The organism is Hydrogenispora ethanolica, from assembly GCF_004340685.1.
Lineage (GTDB): Bacteria > Bacillota > UBA4882 > UBA8346 > UBA8346 > Hydrogenispora > Hydrogenispora ethanolica.
The window spans coordinates 51,876-65,872 of the sequence record NZ_SLUN01000001.1 but is presented as its reverse complement, the minus strand read 5'-3'; the positions used below and the strand labels follow the sequence as shown (position 1 = coordinate 65,872).

The window sequence follows — 13,997 nt, the reverse complement described above, 5'->3', positions numbered from 1 at the left end:
CAAATTTATAGTAAAAGGTAAAAAAAATGGAGTGAGAACGATCGGGCGCTGTCTTATAATAAGGGTGTCGTAACCAAAAATATAGGAGGAGATTGTATGAGAAGAATTACCGCATGGTTGTTAATTCTTATCGTCGCGCTGGCCATGGCCTTCCCGGGCTACGCCGCTCCCAAAGCGACCACCCTGACGTTCTGGACCTTCCAGGAGTTGCACAAGGGCTTCTGGGATGACGCGGTAGCGACCTGGAACAAGGCGCATCCGGCCCAGCCCATCGCCCTGAAGACCGAGGTCTACAACTACGATGAGATGCACAACAAACTGTTGGTGGCGTTGCAATCCGGCGTGGGCGCTCCCGACCTGGCCGACATCGAGATCAGCAAATTCGCCAACTACCTGAAAGGTAAGACTCCGCAACTCGTCTCTTTAAACAGCATCGTCAAACCGGTGCTCTCCAAATGTATCAAAGCCCGTTTCGACAACTACGCCAAGAACGGCCAATACTACGGCGTCGATTACCATGTGGGCGCCACCGTCATGTATTATAACAAAGAGTACCTGGACAAAGCCGGCGTGGACGCCAACAAGATCCTGACTTGGGACGATTACGTGGCGGCCGGTAAAAAAGTGGTCGCCGCCACCGGCAAACCCATGACCACCGTGGAAGTCACCGAACAATGGACTTTCTATCCCCTGCTCAGCCAGTACGGTTCGGATATCTTCGCCAAAAACGGCAAGGTCATTCTGGACTCCCCGGCCAATGTGAAAGTGCTGACCTTCTTGAAGGACATGATTTACAAAGACAAGATCGCCATCCCGGCCCCCGGCGGCTATCATCACTCCGAAGAGTACTGGGCGTTCATGAATAAAGGCGGCGCCGCTTCGCTGATGATGCCGATGTGGTACATGGGACGGTTCGTCCAATATATGCCCGACCTGAAAGGCAAAATGATCATCCGTCCGCTGCCGGCCTGGAAGAAGGGCGGCAACCGCTCCGCCGGCATGGGCGGCACCGGAACCGTCATCACGGCCCAGTCCAAAAATAAAGCGCTGGCCCTCAAATTGATGGCCGCCGCCAAACTCTCCAAGGAAGGCGCGATCAAGACCTGGACGCTGTTGGGCTTCGACCCGATCCGTTGGGACGTCTGGAGCGATCCGGCCATGAAGGCTGACAACCAGTACACCAACTACTTTGGCAAGGACATCTTCAACATGCTGACCGATATCAAGGATGAGATCGGACCGACGGTGATCACCGAGAAATATCCGCTGGCCATCGACCTGATCAAGAAAAACGTGAGCTTCAAGGCTCTGAAGGAACAGAGCGCCACTCCGGAGCAGGTATTGAAGGAAGTCGCCGACGAACTCCGGAAATAAGCTCGGTCCCTAAACGGTAAGGAAAGCCGGCGCTCGTCGCAGCGCCGCGCCACCAGAATACGAAAAGGGCTGTAAAAGATTCACCGCCAAGCCGTTACGCAGCGCCAATTTACAGCCCTTCTCGACTATTCCCGGCGGATTGGAAACTCTCGCGCAGTCTCACAGAATCTTACGAAAAAAATTTGGTGATGAGATATGAAAAAATCGTTATGGCGCTCCCTTTTGAACTCACCCAAGGCGGTGCCGTATTTCTTCGTGGCCCCCTTCGTCCTCTCCTTCCTGCTGTTTTATCTGTACCCGTTCATCGCCACGATCCAAATGAGCTTTCAGCGGATCGCCGGCTTTGGCGACGTGACCTTCATCGGCTGGTCCAATTACGGGCGGCTGCTCAACGAACATTTCTTCAATGCGCTGCGCACCACCAGCCAATACACCTTCTGGACCATTCTGGTGCTGGTGCCGCTGCCCATCCTGCTGGCGGTGCTGGTCAACCACAAGCGTGTCCGGTTCACCGGCTTTTTCAAATCCGCGCTGTTCATTCCGGCGCTGACCTCGGTCATCGTGGCCGGCATCTTCTTTCGCTATTCCTTCGGCGAGCAGGCGACCACCCTGGCCAATGCGGTCACCGGACTCTTCGGCATGAAGCCCATCACCTGGCTGCAGATCAAAGGCCCGGCCATGTTCGCCCTAGTCCTGCTCTGCACCTGGCGCTGGCTGGGCGTGAACATGGTCTATTTCTTATCGGGGCTGCAGGGGATCTCCCAGGAATTGTACGAGGCGGCGGAGATCGACGGCGCGGGCGCCTGGGACCGCTTCCGTTGCATTACGCTGCCCGGCTTGAAACCGGTGATCATTTACGTGATCACCATCAGCGTCTACGGCGGATTCTCGATGTTCGCCGAGAGTTACGCCTTTTGGAAAACGGCCACCCCCGGCGATATCGGGATGACCATCGTCTCCTACATCTATCAGATGGGTTTCAACAATTTCGACATGGGTTTCGCCTCGGCCATCGGAATTACGCTGGTCATTCTGGTGATGCTGGTCAATCTGATCCAGTTGACCTGTTTTGGATTCTTCAAGAAGGATAGTGATTAAGATGAACCGTTCCATGGAAATGTCGGCCGCAGCGGACCCGATGGCCCCGAAAAAACGGCAGTTCCGGCCTGCCACCCTGGTCGCCATGCTGGTATTGCTGGCTTTTTCCCTCTTCACCCTGGCGCCGTTCTACTTTATGCTGGTCTCCTCATTCAAACCGGGGGCGGAGATGATCCGCAACGGGATCAACGTCAACCTGCAGCCGGAGATCATGTCGCTCCAAAATTATGGGGCGCTTTTCACCGGAAAAGAAGGAATTTACCTCCATTGGTATAAAAATAGTGTGATGATCACCTTCTTCCAGACGGTCGTCTCGATCTTCCTCAGCGCCATGGTCGGCTACGCCCTGGCGGTTTACAGATTCCGGGGCCGCAACCTGATCTTCGTCTGCGTGCTGGTGGTGATGATGGTGCCGATCGAGATTTTGATCCTCCCGTTGTACCAGCTGATCGTCTCGATCCGGCTGATCGACACCTACGCCGGGGTGATCCTGCCCTTCGCCGTGCCGCCGGTGGCGGTCTTCTTCTTCCGGCAGTTCGCGGTGGGCCTGCCCAAGGACTTGATCGACGCGGGCCGGATCGACGGCTGCTCGGAGTTTGGGATCTATTTCCGGATCATGATGCCGATCATGAAGCCGGCCTTCGGAGCCATGACCATCCTGCAGGCGATGTTCAGCTGGAACAGCGTGGTCTGGCCGTTGATCGCCCTTCGTAGCGATGAAAATATGACCTTGCCGATCGGGTTGGCCTCGTTGATGACCCCTTACGGCAACAATTACGATATGTTGATGTCCGGGGCGGTACTGTCCGTCATTCCCATCATTATCGTCTTCTTCTGCAACCAAAAGGCGTTCATCTCCGGTTTGACGGTCGGCGCCATTAAGGAATAGGTCCGGGCCGGCCGCGGTTTCGGGTGTTTGCTTACTCCGGTCATCCAACGGGTCAATCGGTTTCCGGCCAAGCCGCGCTTTGAAGGGCGGTCCCGGAAGCGGATTGCGGCATGGACCGGAGTAATCGTTTTCCGGAATGGGAGGTTCCCGCCCCTTTCATTCGATCGATCATGAAACGGAAGGCCGGAGGCCGATGCATCCCATCTTCCAGCGCGTCAACCTGAAAAACCTGGCCAGCCTGAGGCGGAAAGCCGGGTACGCCATCCGCAGCATCCGGATCCAGACCCGGCTGATTCTGCTGTTTTTGCTGCTTTCGCTGTTGCCCATGGTCATTACCGGGCTCTACTCCTTCCGCCAGTCGAGCATGGCGATTCGCAACAAGATCAACACCTATTCGATCCAGGTCGTCAACCAGGTGTGCCAGAATATCAGGGTCCAGATGAACCGGATGGAGAACGATACCATCGACGTGGGGTTCTCGGAGATCGTCCAGCACACGCTGATCCATTTCGACACCCTCAGCGACTGGCAGGTGCTGGACGCCAAGTACAGCATGCGCACCATGATGGTGAATAAGTTCTCCTTTTTGCACGATATCTCGGACGTGCTCCTCTTCACCCCCCGGGGCGGCAAGATCATCGCCTACGGCGACGAAAACTACAAATTGAATTTGAAAGCCGGATACCAGGAGCGTTTTTTGACGGAGATCCGGGCCCGGAACGGCATTCCGGTCTGGCGCGCCCTGGGCTGGCAGGATGAGGACCATCTGGTCAACCGGGTGATCGACTTCGAGAACGGGCTGCTGGTGGGCAGGGCCATCAAGAGCCTGTATGAAGGGGAGTATATCGGCGCGGTGCTGATCCGGACCGACGAGAAATTCTTCTCCCAGATCTACCAGGATATCGACATGGGGCGGGGCGGCGAGATCTTCATCCTGGACGGCCGGGGCACGGTGGTGTCCAGCCGGACCGCGGCCCTGCCTTTCAAAAAGCCCTACCCCGAACGCTCCTTAATCGCCGCGTTGCACGCCGCGGAGCGGCGGGGCCGGAACACCTTCAGCCTGAAAATCGGAGAGCAGCCGCATCTGGTGGCGTTTTCCCCCATTCAGAACGCCGGCTGGTACGTGGTGACCACCATTCCCTACTCCTATCTGAATTACGAGTCGGGCCGGATCCGCAACGGCATCATGCTCCTGGGCATCGGCTGCTTTTTGCTGGCGGTGCTGCTGTCGGTGATCTTTACCCGGAGCATCTCCGGCCCGCTGAATAAGCTGATTCATGCCATGACCGAGGTGAAGAAGGGCAATCTCGGGGTGGCCGTGGCCGATGAGAACCGGGACGAGATCGCCGAGGTGACGCGGGATTTCAATGCGATGGTCACCGAGATCCGCAACCTCCTGGCCGATATCCAGCAGACCGAGGCCCAAAAACGCACCGCCGAGCTGAAAGCGTTGCAGGCCCAGATCAACCCCCACTTCATCTCCAACGTGCTGAATACGGCCAAGCTGATGGCCAACGCCCAAAAGGCCGGGAACATCGAATCCCTCCTGACCTCCTTGATCCAGCTACTCCAGGTGAGCATGGGCAAGGAGGACGATTTCATCACCGTCGGGCGCGAGCTGGAGTATCTCCGCAATTACCTGAACCTGCAGGAGTTCCGGTACTACGACAAGTTCCAGGTGGATTTGGCCATCGAGCCGGCCCTGCTCGAGCACAAGCTGCCCAAATTCCTGCTCCAGCCGATCCTGGAGAATGCCATCATCCACGGCATCGGGCCCAAGAAAGGCCCGGGGGTCATTCAGGTCAAGGGCTTCAGTTTCGCGGAGCGGATGATCTTCACCATCACCGACGACGGGATCGGCATGACCCAGGAGATGATCGCCCGGGTGCTTTCGGAGGAGAATGTCTCGGGGAATCATTTCTGCGCCATCGGCATCAAGAACGTCCAGGAACGGATCCGGCTCTATTTCGGGAATGATTACGGCTTGCGCATCGAGAGCTGCCCCAACCTTTTCACCACGGTCGAAGTCAGTCTGCCGCTCGACGGCAAGGAGGCGTAGCAGGTGCTCAAAACGCTGCTCATCGACGACGACGTCTTTGTCCACACCCATTTGAAAAAGCTCATCCCCTGGGAGGAGGAAGGCTTTTACCTGTGCGACGCCGTGACCAACGGCGCCGAGGCGATCCGGGTCATCGAGGCCGAGCTTCCGGACCTGATCATCACCGACATGAATATGCCCGGCGTCGACGGGGTGATGATCATCCAATACGTTCAGGAGCACTATCCCCAGATCAAGGTGATCGCCCTGAGCGCCTACGACGATTTCCAGTACGTCAAGGAGAGCCTGAAGCGGGGAGCCTGCGACTACCTGCTGAAACACACCGTCACCGCCGAGAGCCTGCTGCAGCTGTTGCGCGCGGTCGGGGAGAGCATCCGCCGCGAGCGGCGGGCCGACGCCGAGCAGCGGCGCCTGGCCGAACAGCTCCAGACCGGCCGGGCCGTGCTGCGCCAGAACTTCATCGGGCGGCTGGTCCGCGAAGGGCTGGCCGATCCGGACGAGGCCCGGCGGCAGATCGCCGCGCTCCATCTCGACCTGGGACTGCGCAACCTGGTGGTGGCGGCGGGGGAGATCGACGATTATGTGCTGCTGCGCGAGAAATTCAGCCCCGGAGAGCTCGACAACCTCTTGAAATCCTTCGCCGATATGAGCGCCGAGATCTTGCAGGACATGGGCAGGGCCCTCATTTCGCTGCTGGAGGAGGGGCGGTTCGTGGTCATCTTCTCCTTCGCGGAGCTGCACAGCACCCAGGAGATGTACAATGCGGTCTTCACGGCGCTCAACCGGATGAGGAGCACCAGCAAGCGCTATCTGAATATCACCGCCTGTTTCGGCCTGGACGGAGTCTGCCCCGGCCTCTCCGAAGTCTGCGGCCATTACCGGAAAGCCCGGCGGCTGCTGGGCCAGAAGTTTTACGAGGGGAAGGACCGCATCTTTTACGATCCGGCGGTGGGAGCGGCCCAGCCGAATCTGCCGGTCCTGGAGATCCAGGATGAGAAGCGCATTCTCGAGCTGATCAAGGGGTACGAGCGGGACCCGCTGCGGCAAAGCGTGGCGGAGATCTTCCGCCGCATCCAGCGCTACCAGCCCAACCCGACCTCCATCAAGCTGGCCCTGGTGAGCCTGGTCAATATCATCACCAAAATTGCCCGGGACTCCGGCATCGACACCGCGCTGATCTACGGCGACGGCCAGGACCCCTATGCCCAGCTGGAGAAGTTTGACACCCTGCAAGAAATGCGCGACTGGCTCCTGGCCGGCTATGAAAAGCTCATCGACCTCCTGGAGCTCTTCTGCCTGAACCCCGGGTACGACGAGGTCACCCAGAAGGCCATCGCCTATATCTACCGCCACTACCGGGAGGAGCTCTCCCTCGGCGCCATCGCCCGTCATACCGGGGTCAACAGCTCCTATCTCAGCCGCAAGTTCAAGAAGGACAGCGGCAAGGGCGTCATCGAGTACTTGCACTGGATCCGGATCGAAAAGGCCAAGCTGCTGATGGCCGAAGGCCGCAAGAGGGTGAAAGAGATCGCAAGCGACGTCGGATTTCAAAACTACAACTACTTTTTCAAGGTATTCAAAGACAGCCAGGGTATGACCCCGCTGGAATACGAGAAAGCCTCGCGGGATTCCTAAAGCGGATAACGGCAGAGAGATGCTCGGGGGGTGAGTCGGGTTTTGGGCCCACAGAACTCACCCCTTGAACTTTTCCCCACCTCTTCCAATCCTGCCGCTTCCCGCAAAGCGTCCGGCCGCACCGCCGGACCGTTTCGCCGGCCTTCTAAAGCTTCGGGAGGAGGGTCCGGGGCCTTCGGAAGGTCCGCCGCAGGCTTCGGAGGATCCGCCGCAGCTTCCAGAAGCCCTTCCCGGGGCGCGGGCGGATCGGCGGCGGGCCTCGGAAGGGGCGAGGAGCGTTCCGGCGGCCGCAAATCGCGAAAGGAGATTGCGACCGGATTGCGAATATTGTTAGGAAAAGCGGACGTGCCGGAAGGCCGGACGGCCGCCCAACGAAACATTGGCTAAGGAGGGGTGTCCATGCCCGCGGAGCAGAATTACCGGGCGGAGCTGGTGGGGGTTTTCGGTTGTCCGGTGGCGGAGAATCCCACCGTGGTGATGCAGGAAGCCGCATTCCGGGCGGCCGGATTGAACTTTCGTTATCTCACCGTCGAGGTGAAACCGGAGGACCTGGAGGCGGCCATCCGGGGCATGCGCGCCTTCAATATGCGGGGCGTCAACCTGACGATCCCGCATAAGGTCAGGGTCCTGGCCTACCTGGATGAAGTGGAGGACGACGCCCGCCTGATGGGCGCGGTCAACACCGTCTACCGCCGGGGCGACCGGCTGATCGGGGCCAATACCGACGGCAAGGGCTTCCTGCAATCGCTGCGGGAGGAGGCGGGGACCGACCCGTCCGGCAAGCGGGTGGTGATCCTGGGAGCCGGCGGGGCGGCCCGCGCCATCGGCGTGGAGCTGGCGCTGGCCGGAGCGGAGCGGATCACCGTCGTCAACCGCAGCGCCGGCCGGGGCCGGGAGCTGGTCGAGCTGTTGAACCGCAATACCGGCGTCCGGGCGGAGCTGGCGGCCTGGGACGCGCCCTATGCCGTTCCCGCCGGCACCGACGTGCTGATCAACGCCACCTCGATCGGGCTCTATCCCGACGTGGCGGCTAAGCCGGAGCTGGTTTACGACACCATCGGCCCGGGCCTGATCGTCTGCGACGCCATTCCCAACCCGCCGGACACCGCATTCCTGAAGGAGGTCCGCGCCCGGGGGGCCAAAGCCCTGGACGGCCTGGGGATGCTAGTCAACCAGGGGGCGATCGGCTTTACGATCTGGACCGGTTGCGCGGCCCCGGTCGCCGCGATGCGCCGGGCGCTGCTGGAAGAGTTCAAGGCGGACGGCTGACCGGCCGCGGGCAATGAAAAGCGGCGGCCGGAAGCACCGACCGCCGCGGACGGGAGTTGGATGATGAAAAAATACTATGCGGACCTTTTATTCGCGGCCGTGGCGGTGTATTGGTTCACCAAGCTCGACTTCGCCAGGATCACGCCGCTGCAATACGCCATCTTCGGCCTGATCGCGGTCTGGGCGGTCCTTTTCGTCATGAAGCTGCGCCGGAACCGCCGCTGAGGGCCGCCGGACGGCCCCGGAGGAGGGAATGCCGCCGCTCGGAGGCAGTGGCACCCGCTCGTCGGGACGAGGCACGAGGCGGCCTGGATCAGCGGCCGCGCTTGGCCAGGACGTCCCGTTCGTAGGCGGCGACATGGTCCAGCCAGGCGGTTCCCACGGGCACGTTTTGGGTGAGGCAGTATTGATGCCAGACGGCCCCGAAGGGCAGGGTCTTCAGCTCTTCCAGCAGGGCGAGGCGGTTGCCGAGATTGCCCCGGGCCTCCTCCGCCGCCAGGCGGTCGGTCGGCTCCAGCATCGCGTAGAGCAGCGCTTTGAGCGTGGCGCGGGCGCCGATGACCCAGGCGCTGATCCGGTTGATGCTGGCGTCGAAGAAATCCAGGGCCAGCGAGATCCGGTTCCAGGCGTCGCAGCGCTTGATCTCGTGCGCCAGGGCGATCAGGTCGTCATTCAGGATCACGACGTGGTCGCTGTCCCAGCGGACGCCCCGGCTGACATGGAGCAGCAGGTGGGGAGCGAAGAGCAAGAGGGCCGAGAGCTTGTCGGCGATGCTTTCGGTGGGATGGAAATGGCCCATGTCGAGGCAGATGGCGATCTGCCGGCTGAGGCCGTACCCCATGTAGAATTCGTGCGAGCCCACCACGTAGCTCTCGGAGCCGATCCCGAAAAGCTTGCTCTCGACCGCGTCGACCAGTTGGGCCCGGTCGTAGGAGACCGCCAGGATTTCATCCAGGGACTCCTTGAGCAGCTGGCGGTGGACTAGCCTGTCGGCGGGCAGGTCCTTGGAGCCGTCGGGGACCCAAATATTATTGACGCAGGGGCTCCCCAGCCTGGCGCCCATCCGGGCCGCGATCTCCCGGCAGCACTGGGCGTGGCGGATCCAAAAGGAACGGATCGCGGGATCGCGGCTCGACAGGGTGAAGCCCGCGGCCGCCTTGGGATGGGAGAAGAAGGTGGGGTTGAAATCCAGCCCGATCCCCTGTCCCTCGGCCCAGGCCAGCCAGTTTTGGAAGAGGTCGATGGTCAGCTGGTCGCGCTCGACGAAATCGCCGCCGGTCTCGGCATAGCTGGCATGGAGGTTGACCCGGTGCTTCCCGGGGATCAGGCCCAGGGCCGTGCCGAGGTCCTGGCGCAGCTCTTCGCCGTTGCGGGCTTTGCCCGGATAATTGCCGGTGGCGAGGATCCCGCCGCCCGAGAGTTCCCCGGCGCCGGCCTCAAAGCCGCCGACATCATCGCCCTGCCAGCAATGGAGCGAGATCTGCACCCCGGCCAGCTGGTCCAGGACCTGGTCGGTGTCCACCCCGTATGCGGCATAGATCTCCCGGGCGGTTTGGTAGCCGTCGCGTACTTTCGCTTCCAAAATCGTATGGTTCATCTGATAAACCCGCCTCCCTTGATACAATGAATGTCGTGAGTTGCCCTGCGTTGCCGGCCCCCAGGGCTCTCCTCTCATTATAACCGCGGCCCGGCGGGTGGGGCGCGGGAGGATGTTATGCTGTTTTTGGGTGATTTTCCGATATCGGGCGCAAGCGAGGATGACAGGATGAAGCAAGGCCATTATCCGCTGCTGGAGGGGAAGACCCTTTTCCGGGCGGGCGAGGAAGTCTATATCAACCGCTCCACCGAGCTGGAGGAGTATTGCAACCGGCTGCACCGGCACGATTTCATCGAGATCGCCTATGTCAGCGCGGGCAGCGGCATTCATATCGTCGGCGACCAGCAGTACCGGACCGGCAAAGGGGATCTGTTTGTGATCCACGACGACGTGCCGCACGGCTTCTTCGCCGATCCGGGGCGGGGCGCCGAGAACCCCGTGGTCTACAACTGCGTTTTCACGCCCAAGTTTATCGACGCCTCGCTCCTGGGCAGCAGCCATTTCTCGGCGCTGGCCTCGTCGTTCCTGTTCAAGTCGCTCTTTCCCCGGGAGTATACGCCCATTCCCGACTTGAGCCTGCAGGGGGTGGAGCTTCACGAGGTCGGAGAGCTGTTCGGGAAGATGTACCAGGAGTACCAGGCGATGCGCAAGGGCTATCTCGATCTGATCCGGGCCTACCTCATCGAGCTGATCATCAAGATCTTCCGGGCCATGGAGCTTTCGAGCGCCCGGAACCCCTCGCCGCAGCACCGCCAGATGATCGGCAAAGCCATCGACTATCTGAAAGGCAACTACAATACCCAGGTCAAGCTGGAGGACCTGGCGGTCCGTTCCTTCATCAGCAAAAACTATTTCAGCAAACTCTTCAAGGAAGTGAGCGGGCTCAATTTCAGCGATTACATCCAGAAGCTGCGGATCGAGGAGGCCTGCCACCTGCTGCAGACCACCGACCTGAAGGTGATCGATATCGCGGCCCAGGTGGGGATCAAGGACTTGAAATTCTTTTATGAAGTCTTTAAGAAGATCACCGGCCGGACCCCGGGCGACTACCGCAAGGGCCAGTAGTCGCCGGGAGCGGGCCGCGGTCAGGGGGGCGCTCAGGGCCGGGGCGTCTTGACCCGGTTGAACCGGGCCCGGGGGTTTCGGGAGGCCTGGCGGTTGGCTTTCTCGATATTGATCCGCCGGCCGTTGAGGCGGTTCATCTTCAGCGAGGACATCACCTCGTCGGCGTAGGCCCGGGGCACATCGACAAAGGTAAACTTGTCGCAGATGTCGATGGCGCCGATCAGGTTCCGGGGCAGGCTGGTATTGCCGGCGATGCTCTCGATGACATGGCGGGGCTGGATCCGGTCCTGGCTGCCGGCATTGATGAAGAGCCGGACCATCTCGCTCTCTGCCCGGGAGTCGAAAGGATCCGGGGCCGGCGCCGTTTCCTCGCCCGCGGCCGCCTTGTTGGGGCTGACCGCCAGCTTGAGCAGCGCGGCGGCGATATCCAGGGTGGTCAGATCCGCCAGCTCGTTCTCCTGCTCCCCTTCGAAAGCGTTCTCCTCCGCCGCCAGCTTCTCGATGTAGGCGATATACTTGGTGTGCTGGCCGGCGCGAATGGTCTCCCTGAGCCGGTCGATGACGTTGCCGACCTTGCTCTCCTCCACGTCCAGCAGCGAGGGTGGCTTCATGAAGGCCACGGTGGAGCGGGTATAGCGCTGGATATCCTTGAGCTTGAAGAGCTCCCGGCCGAAGATGAAGGTATAGGCCTTGCCGGTCTTTCCGGCCCGGCCGGTGCGGCCGATGCGGTGCACGTAGTACTCTTCGTCGCTGGGCAGGTCATAGTTGAACACCGCCTCGATGTTGTCGACGTCGATGCCCCGGGCGGCCACGTCGGTGGCGATCAGGATCTCGATGGTCCCTTCGCGGAAGCGGGCCATGACCTTGTCCCGCTGGGCCTGTTTCATGTCGCCGTGCAGCGCCTCGGCGGCGTAGCCGCTGGCCCCCAGCTTGGCGGCGAGCTCATCCACGCGGCGTTTGGTATTGCAGAAGACCAGGGCCAGGCGGATGCCGTTGGCGTCGATCAGCCGGGTCAGCACATCCAGCCGGTGGGCTTCCCGGACCTCCAGGTAGAATTGTTCCACCCCGGGGACGGTCAGCTCCTTATGGGCGATTTTGATGAAGACCGGCTCGCGCTGGTATTTGGCGGTCAGCTCCATGATCGGCCGCGGCATGGTGGCCGAGAAGAGGACGGTCTGGCGTTCCTGGGGCACCTGCTCCAGGATGGTGTCGATATCCTCGCGGAAGCCCATGTTCAGCATCTCGTCCGCTTCGTCCAGGACCAGCATCTTCAGGCCGGAGAGCCTCAGGGTGTTGCGGCGCATGTGGTCCATGACCCGGCCCGGCGTGCCCACGATAAGCTGCGGATTGTTGCGCAGCGCCATGATCTGGCGTTCCATGGACTGGCCGCCGTAGATCGGCAGGATGTGCAGGCCCCGCTTGTATTTGGCGACATTCTTCAGCTCCTCGGCGGTCTGGATGGCCAATTCCCGGGTGGGGCAGAGGATCAGGACTTGCACCGCCCGCAACTGCGGGATGATCCGCTCAATGGCCGGAATGCCGAAGGCGCAGGTCTTGCCGGTGCCGGTCTGGGCCTGGCCGATGAGGTCCTTCCCCTCCAGCGCCGGCGGAATCGCCTGGGACTGAATGGGGGTCGCTTCTTCGAAGCCCATCTCGGCGATGGCCTTCAGCGTCTCTTTGGATAGGTTTAACTCGGAAAAAATGAGATTGTTCATGGATCGTTCCTTTACGCATTGAATTCAGATCGGACGGCGCGCCGGAGCGGCACCGTTCATTTTTTTGGGAGGGAGCGTCCTGTTTTGGTTATTTTCGGGCGGCCGGGCCGCCCCCATCCGCGCCAACCCCGGAATAAGACAAATCCCCCGCCACGATAGCAATTCTGCCGCGTTGCTCCGGCAACGCGGCAAAGATGGCAAGGGATTCCGGTCCTGCGGTTATTCTAATACGAACGGCGAGGTTGGAAACAATCGCGGCAATATACCGGTTTGTCACCGCTGGGTTGAAAGGGAACCGTGGCCGGCTTGCCGCAAGCGTGGCAGACCGCGGTGTACATTTGCCGGTCCGAACGGCCCTGATTGCGGCCGCGGCCGGACTGTTCCTTCCGGGCGGCCCGGCAGGCGGGGCAACGACCGGGCTCATTGGTGAACCCTTTCTCTGCGAAGAACTCTTGCTCGCTGGCAGTAAAGGTGAAGTCGTTCCCGCAATCTTTGCAGGATAAGGTTTTGTCTTGAAACATAAAAGACCTCCGTTTTAAGCCTGGTAGGCTGTTTTACCTTCCCTCGGGCTTATATAGGAGGCAATTTCCGGATTTGAACTTGCGAACCATACGAACCTTAGTTTAGGCATTGTATTTATCATATCATGAATTCCCAAGAATTCAAGTTAAAAAATGGATCCGGGGGAAACGACCCGGAAGCGGAGCCGAGGGGCAGGGCCGACCTTTTTGCGCCCGGGAACCCGGAGCGTCACGAGGGTAAACCGGGGCAAAACAAACTACACCGAAAAGCATTCCCGGAGTTGTTGCACGGAGCAACGGAGCAGGATATGTTTTTCGCGGGGGCGCGTTCCGTCAAGACCGGGCATCGACAATATTGAAGATCCAGGCGATGAAGTAGGCGATTGCAACGATCCACCGGCCACCCGGCAGATCGGCGGTGAATGCGCCGACGAGAATGAGCCCCACCACCATGGCGATCATGATGATAACGCCCTTGCCCAATTCACCTTTGAAGATCTGTCCCAGGCCGGGGATGAGAAATGAAAAAACCGTGGCCAGTCCGATATGTTGAGCCTGAATTTGGCCCATTACTTCGACCATTTCCTGGTGGGTGGCGGGCCGGCTCATTGGCAATGTCTCCTGGGGTACGACGGGGATCAACTCTCCGCCGCATTTTTCACAGCGGACCGCGGTATTGAGATTACTCGTATTGCAACCGGTGCAGATTTGCATGGGATACCTCACTTTTCCCCATTAACGGTAATTTTTCCCTCTTCCATTGTACTGGCTTCCC

12 protein-coding genes are annotated in these 13,997 nt (G+C 60.4%); 8 read left to right on the top strand and 4 right to left on the bottom strand.

What is annotated here, in order from left to right; all coding sequences use genetic code 11:
• Positions 1-96 precede the first annotated feature (96 nt).
• The 7 genes from EDC14_RS00250 to EDC14_RS26485 all read left to right on the top strand — a co-directional run bounded on the left by EDC14_RS00250 (position 97) and on the right by EDC14_RS26485 (position 8,549).
• Positions 97-1,374, top strand: coding sequence for an ABC transporter substrate-binding protein (locus EDC14_RS00250; RefSeq protein WP_132012175.1), 1,278 nt, complete (start codon positions 97-99; stop codon positions 1,372-1,374).
• Positions 1,375-1,569: 195 nt separating this feature from the next.
• A complete protein-coding gene (locus tag EDC14_RS00245; protein WP_132012174.1) occupies positions 1,570-2,472 on the top strand; it encodes a carbohydrate ABC transporter permease in 903 nt (300 codons plus the stop codon).
• 40 nt (positions 2,473-2,512) lie between these two features.
• Positions 2,513-3,361, top strand: coding sequence for a carbohydrate ABC transporter permease (locus EDC14_RS00240; RefSeq protein ID WP_132012429.1), 849 nt, complete (start codon positions 2,513-2,515; stop codon positions 3,359-3,361).
• Between the two features lie 193 nt (positions 3,362-3,554).
• Complete coding sequence (locus EDC14_RS00235) at positions 3,555-5,420, top strand: cache domain-containing sensor histidine kinase (RefSeq protein WP_165907674.1); 1,866 nt, start codon at positions 3,555-3,557, stop codon at positions 5,418-5,420.
• Between the two features lie 3 nt (positions 5,421-5,423).
• Positions 5,424-7,055, top strand: coding sequence for a response regulator (locus tag EDC14_RS00230; RefSeq protein WP_132012172.1), 1,632 nt, complete (start codon positions 5,424-5,426; stop codon positions 7,053-7,055).
• A gap of 399 nt (positions 7,056-7,454) precedes the next feature.
• A complete protein-coding gene (gene aroE, locus EDC14_RS00225; protein WP_132012171.1) occupies positions 7,455-8,324 on the top strand; it encodes a shikimate dehydrogenase in 870 nt (289 codons plus the stop codon).
• Positions 8,325-8,387: 63 nt separating this feature from the next.
• The gene (locus EDC14_RS26485; protein WP_165907673.1) at positions 8,388-8,549 is read left to right on the top strand and encodes a hypothetical protein; all 162 of its coding nucleotides are present in this window, start codon (positions 8,388-8,390) and stop codon (positions 8,547-8,549) included.
• A gap of 88 nt (positions 8,550-8,637) precedes the next feature.
• On the opposite strand, the gene EDC14_RS00220 is transcribed toward EDC14_RS26485, so the two are convergent.
• Positions 8,638-9,921 carry an L-rhamnose isomerase gene (locus EDC14_RS00220; protein ID WP_132012170.1) on the bottom strand — a complete coding sequence of 428 codons (1,284 nt, stop codon included), beginning with the start codon at positions 9,919-9,921 and terminating at the stop codon, positions 8,638-8,640.
• Positions 9,922-10,089: 168 nt separating this feature from the next.
• On the opposite strand from EDC14_RS00220, the gene EDC14_RS00215 reads away from it, so the two are divergent.
• Positions 10,090-10,986 (top strand): helix-turn-helix domain-containing protein, encoded by an 897-nt coding sequence (locus tag EDC14_RS00215; protein WP_132012169.1) that lies wholly within the window; start codon positions 10,090-10,092, stop codon positions 10,984-10,986.
• A 32-nt stretch (positions 10,987-11,018) separates the two neighbouring features.
• On the opposite strand, the gene EDC14_RS00210 is transcribed toward EDC14_RS00215, so the two are convergent.
• From EDC14_RS00210 to EDC14_RS00200, 3 genes are all read right to left on the bottom strand, one after another.
• Complete coding sequence (locus EDC14_RS00210) at positions 11,019-12,701, bottom strand: DEAD/DEAH box helicase (protein ID WP_132012168.1); 1,683 nt, start codon at positions 12,699-12,701, stop codon at positions 11,019-11,021.
• Positions 12,702-12,925: 224 nt separating this feature from the next.
• Positions 12,926-13,222, bottom strand: a complete 297-nt coding sequence (locus EDC14_RS00205; RefSeq protein WP_132012167.1) for a zinc-ribbon domain containing protein — start codon at positions 13,220-13,222, stop codon at positions 12,926-12,928.
• Between the two features lie 333 nt (positions 13,223-13,555).
• Entirely contained in the window at positions 13,556-13,936 is a 381-nt protein-coding gene (locus EDC14_RS00200; protein WP_132012166.1) for a hypothetical protein, read from the bottom strand.
• Between the last annotated feature and the right edge of the window lie 61 nt (positions 13,937-13,997).